Origin of the sequence: Dermabacter sp. p3-SID358 (assembly GCF_025147465.1) — a bacterium.
GTDB lineage: Bacteria > Actinomycetota > Actinomycetes > Actinomycetales > Dermabacteraceae > Dermabacter.
The window spans coordinates 1-19,602 of sequence record NZ_JALXOZ010000025.1 but is presented as its reverse complement, the minus strand read 5'-3'; the positions used below and the strand labels follow the sequence as shown (position 1 = coordinate 19,602).

Sequence of the window (19,602 nt, the reverse complement as noted above, 5' to 3'; positions counted from 1 at the left end):
ACCCTCCACCGTGGTGCACGCCGTGTTGTTCTTGGCGCCGTCAGTGTCGCCACCCATCGTGACCTTGTTGACGAAACCATGAGCGCCCTCAGCAGCACCCGCACTGGCGCACTCAGAAACCTCAGACTCCACAACCTTCGCAGGGTCAAACGACCCCGAGATTACAACCGTGAACTCTTTCTCTTTACCCGGGTCAAGTTCAACGCCCTCAGTCACCGTGAACGAACCATCAGTGAGCTCCACAGGCTCGCCCTTATCAACCTTTGCGCTCGTGACCGTAAAGCCAGCCGGAACCGAAGGCGTATCCTTCACCGGCTTCGAGACGCCCTTCACATCACCGGTATTCTTCACCGTCACCTTATAGGTCGAAGACCACGTGCCGTTCTTGGCAGTCGCCTTACCCACGGCTTCCTTCTTCACAGAGAACTTCGCAGGTACCGGGTTACAAGCAGAGTTGTTATCGGGGCCATCGGAATCATCAGCCATGGCCACCGTATTCACGAGACCACCCGAAGCACCACCATCACCGGGCTCACACTTCGCGGCAGCAGCCCAATCAACCTCAGAAGCCGTGTACGTGCCCGAGACCACAACCTTGAACGACTTCGACTTACCCGCTGCAAGCTTTTCCCCAGCAGTTACAGGGAACGAACCATTCTTAAAGTTCACCTCAGCCCCATCAACCAGGACCTTATTGAACTTGAAGCCCTTCGGAAGCTTCGGCGTATCCGTCACGCGAGAGGACGTCCCTTCAAACGGGCTCGTGTTCTTCACTGTCACCGTGTAGGAAGAAGACCACTTACCATCCCCGACAGTCGCCTTACCAGGCTTCTTCTCCACCGCAAACTGTGGCTCAACCACGCGAGCAGCACCAACCTTCGGCGCCTCGATCGCAGGCAACGGAGCACCCTCAGCGAAACTCGCCTTAGCCGCAACAGAGTTCCACACGACATCCGTCGTCGCTTTCATAGCCGGTACCGACATAGCGAACTCGACGGTCAAAGTCTCCCTCGGGTTCAACTCACCCTTATAGACGAACTTCAACGCCTTCACCGAGCCGGGATCCTTCGGAACCGTGCTCGACCAATTATTGTCGCAGCCCTTATTGCCCTTATGCGCTTCGAACACTTCGGGACGGCAAGGATTCACCGAGGTCGAATAATAGACCGTCACGCCCTCAGGAACTTCCGTCATCTGAGTGAACTTGGCCGACTGCGTAGATCCACGGTTCTCACCAGAAAGATCCGAGCTCACACCCGTATCACCCTCATACGGCAGCACGTCATACGCCACAACCTCGGTCATCGGCTTACCCGAAGAGTTGAGCGCTTCAACGCGATACGTGACGTCACCGCCCTCAGCGGGAACAAGAGCTTTCTTCGGTGTATATGCGAACGATTCATCGTTCGGCCCTTTGACCGCTTTCGCCAAGGTTAGCGCGCGAGAATCCTCTGGAGGAACGTTGAACCAGTAAGCGGCGGTATGACATGCCTGCTTCGTTCTACGATCGCGATCGATGTCGAATGAATCTTCAACATTTTCTCCTGCACAGCGCAGGTTCGGCTCCGTCGCATCATTCGCATAGGCGTCGTTGGGAAAGTTTCCAAAATAAAGCGGGCGAGTAATGAATTTGAATCTACCAACAAGATCTACTTGGCCATCTTCTTCGACTGCCCATTCATGGGGAATTTTCCATTGAACGAGAGTTCTGCCATCGCGGTAATTCTCCACGACTGTGGTCTGGACCTCGCGCTCTCTTTCTCCTTTAACCCCCCGGTCAAAATGAGCGATCTTGTATTTCACTACAGCATCTTCAAACTCTCCACCGTCTCGAAGGCGCTGATCGGGATCGGTCACCAGCTCCATACCGCGCGGAAGGAGGTCGCTCACAACAATATAGCCAGATTCCTTCTGCTTACCGCGATAGGAGAACTCTAGATTCCACAGAACCCCAGTCTTCGTTTCATCGCCGAGGCCCTCAACCGGGTGCAATATATCGAGCGCGACTGGGTTATTTTTTAGAACATTGTGCAAGCTTCCCAACACGTGCAGTTCTGCTAACGGTGAAGTTCCCTCACCAAAAGGCTCAGTTTGACCTTTAGCCCAAACCTTGACCCGCGCGTTTTCGTTACGCAGGATCGCGTCACCGGGAAGAGAGTCTTCAGCGAAGCCGCCAATCGTCATCTTCCACGTCTTCACCCCTTTAAGCGGACGACCGGGAGCTGCCACAATTCGCGACACCTTACCGCGTGCATCCGCGGGAACCGAGTACACGACAGCCTGAGTCACCTCTTTGCCGTCTTCTTCAGCCTTGACCTCCCCGAGCTTCGTCAGGCGAACTTCCCTTTTGTCGTTAAGCACCGCGACAGGCGCGAAGTCGCCGACGTCAAGGCTGCCATCTGAGGCACGACTAATTTCAACAGCCGTCACGTGAAAAGCCGGCTCCTGACACAGCTTTCCGTCGGTGCGAGACTTAAAGAGGAACCCTTCCTCGACGAATCCCTGATCCATGCAGGGCACATCATCTTCATAGCTCTGCGTCAAGGGGAGAAGATTACTGCCGTCTTTAACAGGCCTTCCCCCCTGCATGACAGCAACATCCACTGTATAGGCGCCCGCGACGAGCGATCGCTTCTCATCAGAAAGAGGATCACCCGCTGCACGGGATTCTTCTGTCGACTGTCGTAGCTCCCTGCGATCCCAATCGGAGTCCTTGGCATGCTTATAGCTTCGTCGAAAAATGCCCTTACGGGTTTCGTCTCCTCCGTTGATGTGCAGCCCTTGCGACGTTTTGCTGATTGTCCCGAGCTCACCTGATTTTCGCCCAGCCATCGTCACGGTAGCTTGGGCGCTGGAATCTAAAGTGTCGTTGTTCGAGTATGTCGAGAGAGCCTCGACTGTGTTCTTGGACTCTTTCGTGCAAGGCGCCGGATCCCCCTCGCACGCGGTGGGCAGAACTTTTGTGTGAATTTCGAACTTGGGGACGGCGTGGCTTCGACGTTCTTCTTCGTGGAGTCCGTCAAGAGTCCACGTCAGTTTTCGCGTAGCTTTGTCGAATGTGTAGTCAGTGAACGGTTTGCCCTCGTACCGCATGGCAACGGGGTCAAACCCGACGGGAAGCACATCCGTATACGTGATTGTCGAAGGCCGATAAATGCCCAGGTCGCCATACTTGTCATTATCGATCTCGGTCGCAATCTCCCAGTAGACCGTATCGCCAATCCAGGTTGATTCCTGTAGTGCATTCTTCTTAACATTAAGTTTTTGCGCGGCAACCGCGGTCGTCTTCACAACCCCGGTCTCCCAGTGTCCCCCTTGAGGGCTCTCCGATTCAAGAGTGGCTTTCAAGTCCCACGAGGTGTTGTTCGGCGTGACATAGTTCGGCGGCGTAACCTTGACATAAGTCTCGATCACACGCGCCTCTTTGCCGATTGTGTCCAACCCAAAAGTCCGTTCACCATCGTTTTTGCCCATGAGATGGTCATTACCTACAATTTCGAAACCCTAACCTTCTGGGACTCCACCGATCTCTACTCGCCCACCTTCGAGGCAGTTATCCTCTGTCTCTTGGCTATTCAAGTAAGCACACTTCACCGTAATGCGATACAGATTTTGGGATCCGGTGGGGCGCTCGTCTTCCGTGACGCGCTCGAGCTGAATTTCAACTTTCGGTGTTGCAGGCTCTGCGAGAGCCGCCATGCCGCCACCGAGGAGGGACTGAACGACAAGAATGCACGAGAGCAGAAACGCAAAGAAAACCCGCACAAAGGCAGGGCGAAGGGTGTCCGGGGATCTCATGGAACTACTTTCTAGGGAGAAGGGTCGCTGACTACGCCCACATAGTACCGCCATAGACAACGGTGTGACACATCAAGCATGCTCGCTATTTTGCGACATAGCTCACATTGTCCAGCGGTTGGGTCGAGCGCTCCCATCACGCTTGCTCTTGCCCCGCTAGACACCCATCGATGCCGCCACGCGCCCTATAACCAGGTGACTCCTGCCGCATCGAGCTCGCGATTAACGACGAAGAGCGTGAGGTTCTCGGAGTATCCGCGCCGCGCGAGCGCGCCCCCGATGCGCCTTAGCGCCGCCCCACGATTGAGGTTCTCGGCCCCGCCACTCTTGCGCAGCTCCTTCGCGAGCCGTTCGCGCGCGAAAATCTGACACCGCTCCTTTTCGCTGTCATACGGAGCGCTCTCCGCGAGAACGGTGTCGATATCGGGCGCACCGACGCCTTTATTTTCGAGTTCTCGACGCAAAGCAGCTGTGCCGAGGAGTTTGCTCTCGCGCCGCTGCTCTACCCAGGCGCGCGCAAAGCCTTCGTCATCGATGAGCCCAGCGGTATCGAGACGCCGCATGACCTCTTCAAGAACATCAACTTCATGCACGCGCTGCGCGAGCCTCGCGCGAATCTCCGCCTCACTGCGCTGACGGTGGGCGAGCAGGCCGAGCACATACCGGCATTCCTTGACGACGACCTTTTCCGTTTCGTGATCGCGGAATACTCCACCTCGACACGGGTTGCTGCCCTCCCCAGGTGCGGCTTCCCCCGCTTCGATGGCGGCAACGTGCTCGGCGAGCTCTTCAACGACGCCCGCGCGCCAATCCTCTTGCGCCGCCCGAGCTTGGCCAAGAGGCTCAGATTTGCGCGGGGACGTCATCGTCTACGAATTCGCCATCCCCCACGGGCGCTTCGGCAGCGGCCTTCTTAGCGGTCTCATCCGCGTACTGGCCAATGCCGAGTTTCATGAGGATCTTCTGTTCGATGTCGGCGGCGAGATCCGGGTTGTCTTTGAGGAACTGGCGCGCGTTTTCCTTACCCTGGCCGAGCTGATCGCCATCGTAGGTAAACCACGCGCCGGACTTGCGCACGATGCCGTTTTCAACGCCGAGATCGATGAGGCCACCTTCGCGAGAAATACCCTCGCCATAAAGGATGTCGAACTCGGCCTGCTTGAAGGGCGGAGCCATCTTGTTCTTCACGATCTTGACGCGAGTACGATTGCCAACCGCATCGGTGCCCTGCTTGAGGGTCTCGATTCGACGAATGTCCATGCGCACCGAAGCATAGAACTTGAGTGCTTTGCCACCCGTGGTGGTTTCGGGGCTGCCGAAGAACACACCGATCTTCTCGCGAAGCTGGTTAATGAAGATAGCGGTGGTGCCACTCGAATAGAGCGCACCGGTAAGCTTGCGAAGAGCTTGCGACATGAGGCGCGCCTGGAGGCCCACGTGGGAGTCGCCCATCTCGCCTTCGATTTCGGCCTTTGGCGTGAGTGCCGCGACGGAGTCGACGACGAGGACGTCGATCGCGCCCGAGCGCACGAGCATGTCGGCAATTTCGAGAGCCTGCTCGCCGGTGTCGGGCTGCGACACGAGAAGTGCATCGATATCGACGCCGAGCTTCTTCGCATACTCCGGATCGAGGGCGTGCTCCGCATCGATGAAGGCCGCAATGCCGCCCGCCCGCTGCGCGTTTGCAATCGCGTGGAGCGCAACCGTGGTTTTACCACTGGACTCCGGGCCGTAGATCTCGACGACACGACCGCGGGGAAGACCACCGATACCGAGCGCGACGTCAAGTGCGACCGACCCCGTGGGAACGACTTCGACGGGCGGGCGTGTGTCGTCGCCAAGGCGCATAATCGAGCCTTTGCCGAACTGACGGTCAATCTGTGCGAGCGCGTTTTCGAGCGACTTATCGCGATCCTTGGCGGCAGCTGCCATGGCGGTTCCTTTCGTTTGTCACCCCGCTACGAGGTGGCCTCTCGCTTGACCCTTCCAACGGTAAACGGGGGTGAGACATTTAAACTCGACCCCGGCACAGGTGTGGATGCACACGCACCGTGGAGGCCGAACAACACCATCGTAAACGAACACCTGTTCGATTTACACGTTTATGCGCACGCGTGTTCGATTCTTGTCACGCCTTTCGCCACCACACGCTCACGCGCGCGGACGCGCCTCGGGCGGGACCTCCCAGCGCATGTGCACAGGCACATCCATGTCATCACACAGCGCGTGCCACACTTCTTTAACGGGGTAGCCCGCCTCAATCGCCTCGTTCGGGGTTAAGTTCCCGCACGTCACAAGCGCGAATTCATGACAGTACGTATGCGCGAGTTCGGCACCAAAGACATAGGCGGCGAGCTCGCGAAACTCGCTTCGCCTCACGTGGACTACCGCGCCAGTGCGTATTCGGCGCCCTGGACGCCCCGCTCGAGTTCGGCAGGAACGATGTCGGGAATAACGATGCCCTCTTCGAGTGCCACGCGATCTGCAACTTCGCGGAGAATCACCGACATGGGGTAACCGAGAGCTTCGGTCACGGAGGCGAGCAGTTCACTCGAGGCTTCCTTTTGGCCGCGCTCGATTTCGCTCAAGTAGCCGAGCGAGACTCGCGCATCGGCCGATACCTGACGCAGAGTCTTGCCCTGGCGGCGGCGTGCCTCACGCAAAACGCCGCCGAGTTCCTGGCGGAAGAGCACCATGCGAGATTCTCCCTTCCTTGTCAGTGTTCCGCGCCGCGGTACTGCCGACTCGCGGCCCAGCACGGACGCCGGGCGAGGCCCCGTGGCCGTCACCCATTTTCGTTGCCCGGGAGCACCTGCTCCCGCATTCTTGTACGTATTCACGTCTGTTCAACGCACGAGGGTTCCTCGTTGTTCCGCCATCCTACGGCCTCACACACGCTCGCTTTTCAGGTTTCCCACACCGGCCCAACGCGCCAGTTACACATTTGCGCTGGTCAGAGCCTCAATGCCGAGGGTGATCGCGTCGTCCACAACACCCGCACGGATCGCCGGTCGCGAGCCCGTGAGGCGTACTTCACGCACGAGATCGCGACTTGGCGTACTCACGGCGATGTAGGCGAGCCCCTCCGGGTTGCCGTAATCGTCATTCCCGGGCCCGGCCACTCCGGTCGTCGCAAAGGCAACATCTGCCTCGTACACGCGGCGCGCGGCTCGAGCCATGCTGCTCGCGACCTCGGCGCGCACGGCTCCCTTTGCCTGCAGGTCCGCAAGGTCTAGCCCCAAAATAGACGCCTTCGCTTCGAAACTGTACGTGCACACACCACCCTGGACGACTCTGCTAGCGCCTGGAACATCCACGAGGCGCGCGACGAGCATCCCGCCCGTGAGCGACTCAGCCGTCGCGAGGCTCATACCCCTCTCTTCGCACATCGCAAGGAGGGCGCGGGCCGACGCCAGCTCCTCACGCGGCGTGTCCATCCTCGTTACGCCGCTTTCTGCGCGAGTGCCTCGCGGCGCAGGCGCAGCCCGTCGTTGACATTGCGAAGTCCCGACCAGAGCGTGAGCACAAGAGCGATGGCGATGAGCGTGATGCCGATCCACCACGCGGGAGGCCACATCAGCTCAAAGGGCATGAGGCAGAAGGTGATCCCGATAGACTGCATCATCGTCTTCGCCTTTCCGCTGAAGTTCGCGGGAAGGGCTCCGTATTTCAAGATCGTGAAGCGCATGACCGTAATGCCGATCTCGCGCACGAGAATGAGCACTGTAATCCACCACGGCACGTACTGCCATACCGAAAGCATGATGAGCGCGGCGCCCGTCATCGCCTTGTCGGCAATCGGGTCCATAATCTTGCCAAAATCGGTAATGAGGCTCCGAGAGCGCGCGAGGTAGCCGTCGACGAAGTCCGTGACCATTGCGAGCACGAAGATCCCGGCAATGACCCACCTCATGGCGATGTCCTCGTGGTAGAGCGCGGCTACGACCACGAAGATAGGCACCATGACCATGCGCGTCACGGTGAGGATGTTCGCGATATTCCACAGCGGAACGCGCGGGGTATCGGAAGCGCTCATGGGTGTTTCCCTTCTCTTTAGCGGCGTCTTTCGCGCGTTAGCGGCCCGTGAGCTGCCAGGCGTCTTCGCCGTCGGCATCGTCGTTGTCGTAATACTCGGGGCTCACCTCACGCGAGGAGTGGTCCAACGGATCATCCGAGTAGCGATCGTGGGCCGAGGAGGCGTCGGACTCCCCCGCCCCGGAACCGGAACCCGCGTGGGAAGCGTCCTGCGCATCCTCATACAGGTCCGTGTCCTCTCCCTTGATACGCGCGATCGCGCGCGGGAGATCCTCGGGACGCACGAGCACATCGCGAGCTTTCGAGCCCTCGCTCGGCCCCACGATCTCGCGTGACTCGAGAAGGTCCATGAGGCGCCCCGCCTTCGCGAAGCCCACTCGGAGCTTGCGCTGAAGCATCGAGGTGGAGCCGAACTGCGTGGTGACGACGAGTTCGGCCGCCTGAAGCAGCACGTCAAGATCGCCGCCGATGTCATCGTCGATCTGCTTCTTCTTGGCGACCTGCTGCACGTCCTCGCGGTACTGCGGCTTCGCCTGCCCCTTCACGTAGTCGACGACTGCGTGAATCTCGGACTCGTTGACCCACGAGCCCTGCACACGCATAGCCTTCGCCTTGCCCATGGGGTGAAAGAGCGCGTCGCCCTGGCCGATGAGCTTCTCCGCGCCGGGAGTATCGAGAATGACGCGCGAATCCTGGAGGGAACTCGTCGCGAACGCGAGGCGGGAGGGAACATTCGCTTTGATGATGCCCGTGACGACGTCGACGGAGGGTCGCTGGGTTGCGAGCACAAGGTGAATGCCGGCAGCGCGCGCAAGCTGCGTGATGCGCTGGATCGACGCCTCGACGTCTCGCGGGGCGACCATCATGAGGTCGGCAAGCTCGTCAACGACCACGAGGAGGTACGGGTAGGGCGCGAGCACTCGCTCACTTCCCGGCGGGGGGCTCACTTGGCCCGCGCGCACGGCCTTATTGAAGTCATCGATGTGCTTGAAACCGTACTCGGCGAGATCGTCGTAGCGGTGGTCCATCTCCTTCACAACCCACTCGAGCGCCTCCGCAGCCTTCTTGGGGTTCGTGATGATGGGGGTGATGAGATGCGGGATCCCCTCGTAGATCGTCAGCTCAACGCGCTTCGGATCAACGAGTACCATGCGCACTTCCTCCGGCGTTGCACGCATGAGGATTGAGGTGATCATCGAGTTCACAAAGCTTGACTTACCGGCACCGGTCGCGCCCGCAACAAGCAAGTGGGGCATCTTCGCGAGATTCGCAATCACGAATCCGCCTTCGACATCCTTACCGAGTCCCATCACCATGGGGTGTTCGTTGGCGGTCGCGACACCGCTACGAAGAACATCCCCGAGCGCAACGGTTTCGCGGTCCGCGTTCGGAATCTCGATACCGATCGCCTTCTTGCCGGGGATCGGCGAAATGATGCGCACATCGGCGCTCGCGACCGCGTACGCGATGTTGTTGGACAGCGCCGTGACCTTCTCGACCTTCGTGCCGGGGCCGAGCTCGACCTCGTAGCGCGTCACGGTCGGGCCGCGGGAAAAGCCAACGACCTCGGCGTTCACGCCAAACTGCTCGAACACCTCGCCGAGTGCCGCGACAACGCGATCGTTCGCTTCGGAGCGAGCCTTCGCGGGCGGGCCGGCCACGAGCATGTCGGGGCTCGGGAGCGGGTAGGCGGTCTCAACCTGAAGTTCGGGCTGCACGTGCGGTCCCTTGACACCTTCGCCCTTGGGCGGGGTCAGCTCGCGGGTCTGCTCCGCAGCGCTCACGCTCGGCACCGGCACGGTGGGGGCGTTTTCCAGGTCCGACGTTTGCCTGGCAGCCGTCGGAAACTCCTTCTTCCTACTGTTTTCCGCTTCGAGGTAATCGTAGGGGTCAGAGCCTTTCGCGCCGGGTGCGTTTGCACTGGCGGCATCTGTCTTCTTCGCGAGCGGTTTCTTCTGCGGGCGCGGAAGCGTCGTCGTCTCGGCCTGCTCACTCTCGGCGCTCTGGCGATACGCGCCATCGCCTTCGTAGCCAAAGGCTTCGTGATCGACGCCGGCCTCGAGATTCTCGGTGTCGCTTGACGACCGGCGATTCTTGCGGCGGAACAGATCGCTCATGCGCCGAGTCTTCGTTGGGCTGCCCTCGGCGTTGCCCTCGGCAGCGTGGAGAGCCTGCTGGCGTCGGTCCAAGCCGAAGGCCTCGCGCTCCGCTTCTTCATGCTCTCCCCTGCCCACGAGAGCCCCGTAGACCCCCGCGAGACGCGAGCCCACTTGGCCGAGCGGCGTAGCGGTGAGCACGAGAACGGAGAACAGGGCGAGGACGACTCCGAGAGTGACGATCACCCAGTCAGGAAGGACATTCGCGAGGGGCGCCGCGACGAGATAGCCGCACACGCCGCCACCGCGCGCGAGGGCGTCAACACCATTGGACGGCGTGGGAATGCGCGCGCTCACGGATGCGACTGTACAGAGCGCACACACAAGCATGAGTAGTCCCGCGAAAAGGCGTCCGTTCGCGTGAACAAGATCGGGCCTGCGGAACATCCGAAGCGACCACAACCCTAGAAGGAGGGGAAGCAGCACGGCGATCACGCCGAACGAGCTCGCAGCGACCGTATGAATCGCGCCAAAGCCCCATTCGCGCACCTGGAACCATTCGGGAACGATGAGAATGAGCGCGAGAATGCTCAAGAAAAGAGCGAAGCCATCGCGCCGCTCTTCGTAGGCGACCTCCCAGCGCTGAATGCCGATGCCGCGAACGAAGCCGCCAACCGCGCGGGCAACGCCGAGGTACCCGACGCGCAAAGCGCGCACCGGGAGGGGAAGCGTCGAGGGATCCGTGGGCGCACCTTTCGTGCGCGACGAGCCCGAGGACGAGCCTCGGGAGGTTCCTTTCGACGCACGTGCGGGGGAAGTCGTACGTGTCGCCATACTCCACAATCTACCCGCCGAAGGGTACGAACGTCACGAGGCCAGCCCCGGCGTGTGAATCACACAGGGAGCTGACTTCGCAGTGGTAACTGCAAAAATCCGCGTCGCTAAGCCTCGACGACAACCGGGATGATCATCGGGCGGCGGCGAAGGCGTTGCGAGAGGAAACGCCCCATCACGCGACGCATCGCTTGCTGAAGCTGATACGTGTCGTGCCCCTTCTCGTCCTCGATCGCCTTGTGCAGCGCCTTGATGACGTCGGGCTTGATGCGCTCAAACACCTCGTCGTCCTCGGCGATGCCTCGCGAGTGGATCTCTGGCCCCGCAATGAGCTCGCCGGTTTCACTATTGACCACGGCGAACAGGGAAATGAAGCCCTCTTCTGCGAGGATACGGCGGTCCTTAAGATCGGCCTCGCTTACCTCGCCCACACTCGAACCGTCCACATACACGTACCCAACCTCGACCTCGCCGACAACACGTGCGACGCCGTCTTTGAGGTCGACGACCGTGCCGTCCTTCGCGAGCACGATGTTCTCGCGAGGGATACCTGAGGACTGCGCGATCTTCCCGTTCGCGATGAGGTGGCGCACCTCGCCGTGCACGGGCATCACGTTCTTCGGGCGCAGAATGTTGTAGCAGTACAGCAACTCACCCTCACTCGCGTGCCCCGAGACGTGCACGCGCGCGTTCGCCTGGTGCACGACCTCGGCCCCGAGTTCCATGAGGCCATTCATCACGCGAAACACGTCGTTCTCATTGCCCGGGATGAGCGAGGACGCAAGAATCACGACGTCCCCCTCGCCGACTTCGACGCGGTGGTTGCGGTTCGCGATACGCCCGAGCGCGGCCATCGGCTCGCCCTGGCTGCCCGTGCACATGTACACGATCTTGTGATCCGGAATGTCGTCGGCCTTCTTGAGGTCCACGAGCGTGTTCGGGGGAACATTGAGGTAGCCCATATCGGCAGCGATGGTCATGTTGCGCACCATCGAGCGCCCCACGAACGCCACCTTGCGGCCGTGCGCGTGCGCCGAATCGAGCACCTGCTGAACGCGGTGGACGTGGCTCGAAAAGCTCGCGACAACGATCTTGCGTTGAGCGCGCGCAAAAAGATTATCGAGCACGGGACCGATCTCGCGCTCCTTGACGGTGAAGCCGGGGACCTCGGCGTTTGTCGAGTCGACGAGGAAGAGATCCACGCCCTCTTCACCGAGGCGTGCGAAGGCACGAAGGTCCGTCAGGCGACCATCGAGCGGGAGCTGGTCCATCTTGAAGTCGCCCGTATGCAAAACCGTGCCAGCCTCGGTACGGATCGCGACCGCGAGCGCGTCTGGGATCGAGTGGTTCACGGCAACGAACTCGCATTCGAAAGCGCCGAATTTCTCGACGTCGCCTTCCTTGACAGCGAGCGTGTACGGCTTGAGCCGATGCTCACGGAGCTTCGCCTCGACAAAGGCGAGGGTCAGCTGGCTACCGACGAGCGGGATGTCCGGCTTGAGGCGCAGAAGGTAGGGAACTGCACCGATGTGGTCTTCGTGGCCGTGTGTGAGCACGATCGCGGCAACGTCATCAAGGCGATCCTCGATCGAGCGGAAGTCCGGGAGGATAAGGTCGACGCCCGGCTGGGCTTCTTCGGGGAAGAGAACGCCGCAATCGACGATGAGAAGCCGGCCCTCATACTCGAATACGGTCATGTTTCGGCCAACCTCGCCGAGACCGCCGAGCGGGGTCACACGTAGTGTCTTGTTCTTCAGTTGTGGCGGGGTCCCGAGTGTCGTGGAAAAGGGTGTAGTCACAGTGTCCTAAATTCTTCAGCTGGTGTGCTGCGCGAGGACGCTCTGGTAGGCGTCTACGGCGGCGTGGATGCGCGCCGCGACCTCCGGCTCGACCGTTCCGAGCGGGGCGCGGCAGCCAGCGTGCGGAAGCACGCCGAGGTGTTTAAGGGCTTCTTTGATCGCCATCGTTCCTGGGCCCTGGTTCATGATCGCGTCAACAAAGTCGATGCGCGACGCGTGGAGCCTTTGCGCGAGCGCGAGGTCGCACCGTTCGAGGGCGTCAAACATGAGACGGTCGAGCCGCCCCGTAAGGTGACTCGTGACCGAAACCGTACCAACCGCGCCGATCGCGAGCCACGGAAGGTTGAGAGCGTCTTCACCGGAGTAGATATCGAGGCCCGTGTCACGGATGAGCTTCGAGGCTTCGTGCATGTCCCCCTTGGCTTCCTTGAGGGCAACGATGTTCGGGTGCTGGGACAGTTCGACGGCGCTCTCGTATTCGATAGGGATGCCTGAGCGACCGGGAATGTCGTAGAGCATCGCCGGCAGGTCGACGGCGTTGACGATCTCGAGCGTGTGCGCGATCAGGCCGCGCTGCGTGGGCTTGGAGTAGTACGGGGTTGCGAGCAGGAGGCCATCAGCATTGCCCCCCTCTTCGATCGCGCGCGCAAGCGCGACAGAGTGACGCGTATCGTTCGTGCCCGCCCCCGCGAGGAGGGTGACATCCGCGCCAACTGCCTCGCGCACGGTCGCGAGAATCGCGAGCTTTTCCTCATCGCTCGTCGTGGGCGATTCGCCCGTCGTGCCGTTCGCGACGATGAGATCGTGGCCTTCGTCGACGAGATGGCGTGCGAGGCCGGCGAGAGCCTCGTGATCGACCTTCTCGAGATCCTCGGTAAAGGGCGTGACGATAGCGACGCCGAGACGTCCAAATACCGGTGCTTCTTGACTCACGGCGCCACCCGACCGCCCGCGTTGAACGCTTCGTAGGTGAGGGGCATCGCCTCGGCGAAGAACTCTTCGATCTTTTCGGCGACCATCTCGATCTCGCGCTGCGGGAACGACGGGAAGTGCGAGCCTTCACGCTTGGTGCGCAGCGACAGGAAGTTCATCATGCTGCGGGCATTGACGGTCACGTACATCGAACTGAACAGCGTGAGGGGCAGAACGCCGCGTGCGACCTCGCGTGCAACGCCGGCCTCGAGCATCTCGAGATAAGCGGCATACGCGCTCTCGCACTGCGCCTTGTACGCCTTCGTCACGATGTCGTGCTGCTCGGGGCTGCCCTCGTAAAAGTCATAGGCGCCGGGCTTGCCCTTCTGGACGAGCTTGCGCTCGGGGCCGGGCACGTAGAAAATCGGGCGCATTTGGCGGTAACGGCCTGATTCTTCGTTATAGGACGCGATCCGGTGGCGCATGAACTCGCGGAACACGAAGATCGGCGCTTCGACGTAGAACGTGAAGCTGTTGTGCTCGAACGGCGAGCCATGACGGTCACGCATGAGGTAATTGATGAGGCCCTTGTCGCGATCGGAAGCATCGGTGCCCACGACGCTCTTGGACTTTTCCCCCTGGGTCGAGACCCGCGCGGCAAAGATGACATCGGAATCGGAAGCCTGCGACCTCACAAGGTCGACCGTGACGTCGGATCGGAACACTATTTCGCTCATATGTATCACCCTAATTGACCAAGCAGTTCAAAAACCGATAATCGCCGCGTGGCGCTCACCGTGCGCGCAGCACGAGCTCCCCTTCGCAGGCCTCGATCGAGACATCCGCGAGCGAGGGAATCACGAGATCGGCAAGGGGGCCGACGGTCTCCGCACTCGCACTGTTGAGAACACTCACGACGAACGCTCCCGCAGCACGGGCTGAGGCGAGGCCGCCCGGCGCATCTTCGACGACGATGCACTCCGCCGCATCGACCCCGAGTCTCCGAGCCGCGAGGAGGTAGGGCTCGGGATCCGGCTTGCCGTGCGTGACCTGATCAGCGGTCACGAGGGTTGTGGGGAACGGGAGCCCAAGGGGCCGGTAGCGCGCCTCGAAGAGTGGAAGCGTGCAGCTCGTCGCTATCGCCCAGCATTCGCGCGAAAGCGCAGCCTTTGCCTCTTCGAGTTCGCCGAGGAAACGCGCGGTCCCGTCGAATGCCTCGACATCGCCCGCGCTCGCAATTTCGTATCCCTCGACTTTGGTGAAAAGCTCCTCGAGCCTCTCCTCGCTGATGTCGGGCATCGCGAGGCGCAATACTCGCCTGGCCGGTTGCCCGTGATAGTGCTTTTCAAAGCGTCCCGCACCCTCGTCACCGAGGAGGGTGTCCCAGCTTGCCTCGACGCTTCGAGTTGAGTCGACGAGGGTCCCATCGGAATCGAGAAGGATCGCTTTCGCACGCGCGAGAGATGTTCCCTTCGCGCACCCGTCGAGCGTCGCCGCCATGTCTGCCACGTGTCACTCCTTAGTCGAGGTTGGGGTGCCCGTCTAGTGGGCGTCGTCGAATAGGGCGTTCGCGCGTTGAAGCAACCGCGCGAACTCGCCCCTCATGAGAGTAGCGTCTGGCCGAAGCTCGGCATCGACGAGAGGGGCGGAAGCGTCGGCCTGTCGCTCGCCCGAGTTCTCGGCTTCACTGAGCGTGAGGTCGCGCCCGAGCAGTCCCACTGCACGAGCCCACTCGATATCCGCAAAGCGCGGGTGTCCCTTGGAGACGTCGCGAAAGCTCGCGATCTCGGGCGCAACAGCGGAGCCTCCCGCCGCGAGGTGCGCGGCAAGTACGCCACGAAGCAGCCGCGCGAGGAACGAACACCCCTCCGCTCGCGTCACGGGCTGGGTCGGCTGAAAAGTCGCGTCGTACTCGCCGAAGAACACCGCTTGGCCGCGCATCCACATGATTTCGCGATAGCTGCGAGCCGTCTTCTCAATGTCGCGATACGGTTCGAGGTCGAGACCGTCACGCTCAGGAGCGCCAGCGAGACGGTACAGCATGATCGCGGCGTCCTCACGCGTCACATCGGCGCCCGGGAGGAACGTTCCCTCGCGAGCTGGATCGAACAGATCGTGCTTCACGAGCCACTCGATCGCGTCGGCGTAGCGCTCCGCGGGATCAGCAACGACCTGCATGCCCGGCTTCGTCGCGGTCGCGGGCCTTAGCTTGACCACGGCGATGCCGGCAATCCCCAAGAGCGAGGCCAGCAACGCCCGCCGCGTCGTCACGAGGCCTGCCGCTTCCGAATTCACCGCCCTCATGCCATCCACGCGAGCTCCTTCATTTTCTCGATGAGAACCCACGAGACGAGGAGATTGCCCCAACCGCTCAAATGGATACCGTCGCTACCCCTGAGCGGGGTCGGCACGATCCCCTTCTCGAGTTCGGAACGCGTTTCTGCTCGCGAGTGCAAATCAAGCGACGCGATTGGTTCGGCGCGCAGCGCCTCCTCGCTCGTCAGGAGGGCTTGCACATCCACGAAGCGGCGCCCGTAAGCCTCGCGTTGGGCGGCGTTGACCGCGTGAATGGCCCTTATTTTCTCGGGGGCATCGAGATCGTTTTTCGTGACCCACTGACCGAGAACGATTGCATCCGTCTTCGGATCATGCGCGGATGCGACGAGCCTCTCGACGTCGCTCAGTACCTGCTCACGCTGCACGATGTTGTTCTTCCCCGTCCAGATCACGTGCCGCCAGTTCTCGGTAGTGGCTTTCCACGACGATGTGAAGACACCCGATGTCGCAGGGCCGCCGTCGGACTCAAAGAACCATTGGTTTTCCGGCGTGCCCGTAAGCGTGCCGCTCGCCCCGCTCGACAGCTCCCCGTGACACGTGAACGACCACATGCCGGGAACATCCGTGTCCACGCGCACATTCACTCGCCCGCCCGTGTACCCCTCGGGGATATGCACCATGGGCGTGTCGAGTCCACGAAGAATCGTCGTGTGCCCCGAAAACTGTGCCCCGTACGCGAGATTCGTGACCGGGACGGGGTTCATTGCATTCGCAACCTCCTCGTGGACGTATACCGGTCGAGGCGTGTGCTCGGCACCGAGACCGCCTTCCATCGAACTCGAACCCCACAGTGCAAGAGACCGTTCGGGCGCGAGTGCCGCAAAGGCACGCGCGAGGGCGTGCGAGGGCGGGTTCTCGGACATGTGGCAGAGCCTCCTCGGGTGCGTGCGAGAGGTGGGCGAGCAGTTCCGACGCCACTTAGCTTACAGCGAGAGGTAGTTCTCTAGCCCCACCGTGAGACCGGGATGAGAGGCCACCTCGCGCACGCCGTGGAGAACCCCGGGCATGAAGCTCACGCGATCGAATGAGTCGTGACGGATAGTGAGCTGTTCTCCCGGGTTGCCGAAAAGAATTTCCTCGTGCGCCACGAGTCCGCGCAGGCGCACGGCGTGCACGTGAACGCCGTCGATGTCGGCTCCTCGCGCGCCGTGGGGGTCGCGCTCGGTCGCATCCGGGACGGGCCCGAGGCTCGCCTGTGCGCGGCCGTCAGCGATCGCGCGGGCCGTATGCAGCGCGGTTCCGGACGGCGCATCGAGTTTGTCGGGATGGTGAAGTTCGACCACCTCTGCGCTCTCATAAAACCGTGCGGCGGTGCGCGCGAAACTCATCGCGAGCACCGCCCCGATCGCGAAGTTCGGGGCAATGAGAACGCCGATCTCAGGGGTATCGCTGAGGGCCGCCCGAACGTCGGCGAGCGCCGCATCATCCCAACCGGTCGCCCCCACGACCGCGTGGATACCGTGCTCGATAAGCCACAGCACGTTCGCTTTCGTCACGCTCGGAAGGGTGAAGTCGACGGCCACGTCCACAAGCGGCGCGCCATCGTCGTCGAGAAGCTGCTCGAGGGAGTCCTCGGCCGTGATTCCCCGTACGAAGTCGAGATCGGAGGCCGCCTCGAGAGCGCGGACAACCTCGCTTCCCATACGCCCGGCTGAACCAATAACTCCAACGCGAATGCTCATAACCATCCCCTCGTGTGTGTATTCGCGATCAAGTATGTCAGGCGGTGCCGGTACGGCCGACGTCGACGCGCACTCGCAGCGCCGAAGCAACCTCGGAGGCGATCTCGCGCACGCTCTCGCGCGTCACACCGTGGAAGGCTTCGAGAGCTTCATCAACCGTTCGATACGAACCGAGAATGAGCTCAGCCGTTGCGAGCCGCGCCATGCGCGACTGCGTGTCCTCGAGGCTGAGCGCCATCGACCCCGAGATGTGCCCGAGCGTCCGCGCAAGCTCTTCTCGTTCAATCCCGTCTGTCGCGAGCCTCTGCGTCTCCTCGAGCAAAAGCTGCGCAACCTGTTCCGCATTCATGGGACGGCACGCGGCGTACAGCCCCGCAAGACCGGCATCGCGATACGCCGCTGTAAACCCGTACACCGAATAGGCAAGGCCGCGCTTCTCACGCACCTCCTGGAAGAGCCTCGAACTCATCCCACCACCGAGGATCGCCATCGCGACACTCAGAGAATGCCGCCGTTCGTCCCACGCGGGGATCGCCGGTCCGCCGAGGAAAAGGTGGGTCTGTTCGGTCTCGCGCATAAGGCGCTTCGTGACGGCTCCGTGCCGCAGCGCCTCGAGTCCATCTGTGCCATCCTCGCCGCTCGGGTACGCAAAGCCCTGCTGAGCACGGCGAGGGCGCGGCGCTTGCCCGTCACTGAGGCTCCACCCGCCTTTCGCAAGACTGTCGAGAAGCATCGTCGCCACCTCGTCGTGGTCGACGTCTCCGACTGCCGTCACCACGAGGTTGGTACTCAAATAATGGGCGCGGTAGTGCTCCCGCACCGCCTCGACCGTGACGGCGTTGATCGTCGCGGGCGTTCCCCCTACGGGCCGCCCGAGGGCCGTTTCCTCGCCGAGCACCGAAGCGATGAGAGCCTCGTGGCCCACATCAGTCGGGTCATCCTCCGCCATCGCGAGTTCCTCGAGAATGACCTCGCGTTCGGTCGTGAATGCTTCGCTCGTGATCGAGGCGCTCGTGACCATGTCCGCGAGGGTCGCAAGGGCCATGGGCAAGTCGACCGAGCGTACGCGAGCGTAATAGCACGTGTGCTCCTTCGCGGTCACGGCGTTCGACTCGCCTCCCACTTCATCGAAGGCGCGGGCGATGTCGAGGGCGCTTCTCGTGGGTGTGCCTTTAAACAGCAGGTGCTCGAGAAAGTGAGTCGAGCCGGCGTGCTCAGGTCGCTCATCGCGTGAGCCCACGGGGAGCCAAAATCCGACGCTTGCCGAGCGGACACCGGGATCACGTTCGGTAAGGAGCCGCACGCCCCCGGGAAGAATTGAGCGGCGCGTGAAGGCGCCCTCGTGCTCGTGCAAGACCTGATCGAGGCCTGACGTAAGGTCGAGAGCAACTGGCATGTGAAAAAGGTCCTTCTCCTAGTGGTGTGCATTACTCTATAGGCGCGGTCATTCGCAGCCGTACTTTCGTTGTCAGTTTTCCCGAGGAGAAAAATGTCGAACCCCACCCCTAATTTTCAGCCGCAGAATCCGCACATGAACCAGAGCTACCAAGGTCAGCAAAGCTTCGGCCAGCAGTCATCCGGTTCGGGCTCTGAAAGCGTAGAGATCCCCGGGAAGGGTACTCGTACTCTCGCGAGCATCGGTCAGCGTGCTCTTGCCCGTATCATCGATGCTCTCATTGCCGGCTTCGCTGGTGGCATCGCCGCTGTCATCCTCGGTGGCATCATCGGTGCCATCGCGTCGGCGAGTGACGGCTCCGATGCCGGATTCGGGCTGGCCATGATCGTTACCGGGGTCGGAATTCTCTTCATCGCGATCGCCGGTCTCGTCTACGAAACCCTCATGCTCGCACGCTTCGGCGCAACTCTCGGGAAAATGGCCATGAAGATCAAGGTAGTGAGCCTCGAGACAGGTGAGGCACCTCGACTCGTCAACGCAGCTCTCCGCTTCGCGCTCCCCGGCCTCATGGGCATCATTCCCATCGTGGGCGGCATCGCCTCGCTCTTGTGCTGGCTCTCGCCCCTGTTCGACGGCTCGGGCCGCCGCCAGGGCTGGCACGACAAAGTCGCCAAGACCGTCGTCATCGCCAATAGCTAGAAAGCTCTCCCCAG

Annotated in this window: 17 protein-coding genes; 1 reads left to right on the top strand and 16 read right to left on the bottom strand. The window is 61.5% G+C overall.

The annotated features are described in order from the left end of the window. The 16 genes from M3B90_RS09235 to M3B90_RS09160 all read right to left on the bottom strand — a co-directional run. Positions 1-3,474 (bottom strand): DUF11 domain-containing protein (locus tag M3B90_RS09235; protein ID WP_259890047.1); only part of this gene is annotated, 3,474 nt, incomplete at its 3' end. A 509-nt stretch (positions 3,475-3,983) separates the two neighbouring features. Next, positions 3,984-4,664 (bottom strand): regulatory protein RecX, encoded by a 681-nt coding sequence (locus tag M3B90_RS09230; protein WP_259890045.1) that lies wholly within the window; start codon positions 4,662-4,664, stop codon positions 3,984-3,986. Further along, positions 4,642-5,730, bottom strand: a complete 1,089-nt coding sequence (recA, locus tag M3B90_RS09225; protein ID WP_259890044.1) for a recombinase RecA — start codon at positions 5,728-5,730, stop codon at positions 4,642-4,644. The genes M3B90_RS09230 and recA overlap by 23 nt, the downstream gene beginning before the upstream one ends. 219 nt (positions 5,731-5,949) lie before the next feature. After that, positions 5,950-6,177, bottom strand: a complete 228-nt coding sequence (locus tag M3B90_RS09220; protein WP_259890043.1) for a DUF3046 domain-containing protein — start codon at positions 6,175-6,177, stop codon at positions 5,950-5,952. Between the two features lie 5 nt (positions 6,178-6,182). Next, complete coding sequence (locus tag M3B90_RS09215; RefSeq protein ID WP_259890041.1) at positions 6,183-6,494, bottom strand: helix-turn-helix domain-containing protein; 312 nt, start codon at positions 6,492-6,494, stop codon at positions 6,183-6,185. A 240-nt stretch (positions 6,495-6,734) separates the two neighbouring features. Beyond that, positions 6,735-7,235 (bottom strand): CinA family protein, encoded by a 501-nt coding sequence (locus M3B90_RS09210; RefSeq protein WP_259890040.1) that lies wholly within the window; start codon positions 7,233-7,235, stop codon positions 6,735-6,737. A 5-nt stretch (positions 7,236-7,240) separates the two neighbouring features. Beyond that, positions 7,241-7,834: a CDP-diacylglycerol--glycerol-3-phosphate 3-phosphatidyltransferase gene (pgsA, locus tag M3B90_RS09205; RefSeq protein ID WP_259890038.1), complete on the bottom strand. Its 594-nt coding sequence runs from the start codon at positions 7,832-7,834 to the stop codon at positions 7,241-7,243. A gap of 37 nt (positions 7,835-7,871) precedes the next feature. Further along, positions 7,872-10,763, bottom strand: a complete 2,892-nt coding sequence (locus tag M3B90_RS09200; protein ID WP_259890037.1) for a DNA translocase FtsK — start codon at positions 10,761-10,763, stop codon at positions 7,872-7,874. Positions 10,764-10,870: 107 nt separating this feature from the next. After that, positions 10,871-12,562, bottom strand: coding sequence for a ribonuclease J (locus tag M3B90_RS09195; protein ID WP_259890036.1), 1,692 nt, complete (start codon positions 12,560-12,562; stop codon positions 10,871-10,873). Positions 12,563-12,577: 15 nt separating this feature from the next. Next, positions 12,578-13,495, bottom strand: coding sequence for a 4-hydroxy-tetrahydrodipicolinate synthase (gene dapA / locus M3B90_RS09190; RefSeq protein WP_259890034.1), 918 nt, complete (start codon positions 13,493-13,495; stop codon positions 12,578-12,580). After that, positions 13,492-14,211 (bottom strand): FAD-dependent thymidylate synthase, encoded by a 720-nt coding sequence (gene thyX, locus M3B90_RS09185; RefSeq protein WP_061212062.1) that lies wholly within the window; start codon positions 14,209-14,211, stop codon positions 13,492-13,494. Before thyX ends, dapA begins: the two co-directional genes overlap by 4 nt. A gap of 55 nt (positions 14,212-14,266) precedes the next feature. Continuing rightward, entirely contained in the window at positions 14,267-14,974 is a 708-nt protein-coding gene (locus tag M3B90_RS09180) for an HAD family phosphatase (protein ID WP_259890049.1), read from the bottom strand. Between the two features lie 42 nt (positions 14,975-15,016). Then, positions 15,017-15,778, bottom strand: coding sequence for an S-layer homology domain-containing protein (locus M3B90_RS09175; RefSeq protein ID WP_259890033.1), 762 nt, complete (start codon positions 15,776-15,778; stop codon positions 15,017-15,019). After that, positions 15,775-16,674 (bottom strand): hypothetical protein, encoded by a 900-nt coding sequence (locus M3B90_RS09170; protein WP_259890032.1) that lies wholly within the window; start codon positions 16,672-16,674, stop codon positions 15,775-15,777. The genes M3B90_RS09175 and M3B90_RS09170 overlap by 4 nt, the downstream gene beginning before the upstream one ends. A 60-nt stretch (positions 16,675-16,734) precedes the next feature. Further along, entirely contained in the window at positions 16,735-17,493 is a 759-nt protein-coding gene (gene dapB, locus M3B90_RS09165; RefSeq protein WP_396122518.1) for a 4-hydroxy-tetrahydrodipicolinate reductase, read from the bottom strand. A 37-nt stretch (positions 17,494-17,530) separates the two neighbouring features. Beyond that, positions 17,531-18,889, bottom strand: coding sequence for a pitrilysin family protein (locus M3B90_RS09160; protein WP_259890030.1), 1,359 nt, complete (start codon positions 18,887-18,889; stop codon positions 17,531-17,533). A gap of 135 nt (positions 18,890-19,024) precedes the next feature. Here M3B90_RS09160 and M3B90_RS09155 point away from each other — a divergent pair, with 135 nt between their 5' ends. Next, a complete protein-coding gene (locus M3B90_RS09155) occupies positions 19,025-19,588 on the top strand; it encodes an RDD family protein (protein WP_259890029.1) in 564 nt (187 codons plus the stop codon). The last annotated feature ends 14 nt before the right edge of the window (positions 19,589-19,602 follow it).

Coding starts and splice junctions, on each gene's coding strand:
- M3B90_RS09230 (WP_259890045.1), bottom strand. CDS start 4,664: ATGACGTCCCCGCGCAAATCTGAGCCTCTTGGCCAAGCTCGGGCGGCG.
- recA (WP_259890044.1), bottom strand. CDS start 5,730: ATGGCAGCTGCCGCCAAGGATCGCGATAAGTCGCTCGAAAACGCGCTC.
- M3B90_RS09215 (WP_259890041.1), bottom strand. CDS start 6,494: ATGGTGCTCTTCCGCCAGGAACTCGGCGGCGTTTTGCGTGAGGCACGC.
- M3B90_RS09210 (WP_259890040.1), bottom strand. CDS start 7,235: ATGGACACGCCGCGTGAGGAGCTGGCGTCGGCCCGCGCCCTCCTTGCG.
- pgsA (WP_259890038.1), bottom strand. CDS start 7,834: ATGAGCGCTTCCGATACCCCGCGCGTTCCGCTGTGGAATATCGCGAAC.
- M3B90_RS09200 (WP_259890037.1), bottom strand. CDS start 10,763: ATGGCGACACGTACGACTTCCCCCGCACGTGCGTCGAAAGGAACCTCC.
- thyX (WP_061212062.1), bottom strand. CDS start 14,211: ATGAGCGAAATAGTGTTCCGATCCGACGTCACGGTCGACCTTGTGAGG.
- M3B90_RS09180 (WP_259890049.1), bottom strand. CDS start 14,974: ATGGCGGCGACGCTCGACGGGTGCGCGAAGGGAACATCTCTCGCGCGT.
- M3B90_RS09175 (WP_259890033.1), bottom strand. CDS start 15,778: ATGAGGGCGGTGAATTCGGAAGCGGCAGGCCTCGTGACGACGCGGCGG.
- M3B90_RS09170 (WP_259890032.1), bottom strand. CDS start 16,674: ATGTCCGAGAACCCGCCCTCGCACGCCCTCGCGCGTGCCTTTGCGGCA.
- dapB (WP_396122518.1), bottom strand. CDS start 17,493: ATGAGCATTCGCGTTGGAGTTATTGGTTCAGCCGGGCGTATGGGAAGC.
- M3B90_RS09160 (WP_259890030.1), bottom strand. CDS start 18,889: ATGCCAGTTGCTCTCGACCTTACGTCAGGCCTCGATCAGGTCTTGCAC.
- M3B90_RS09155 (WP_259890029.1), top strand. CDS start 19,025: ATGAACCAGAGCTACCAAGGTCAGCAAAGCTTCGGCCAGCAGTCATCC.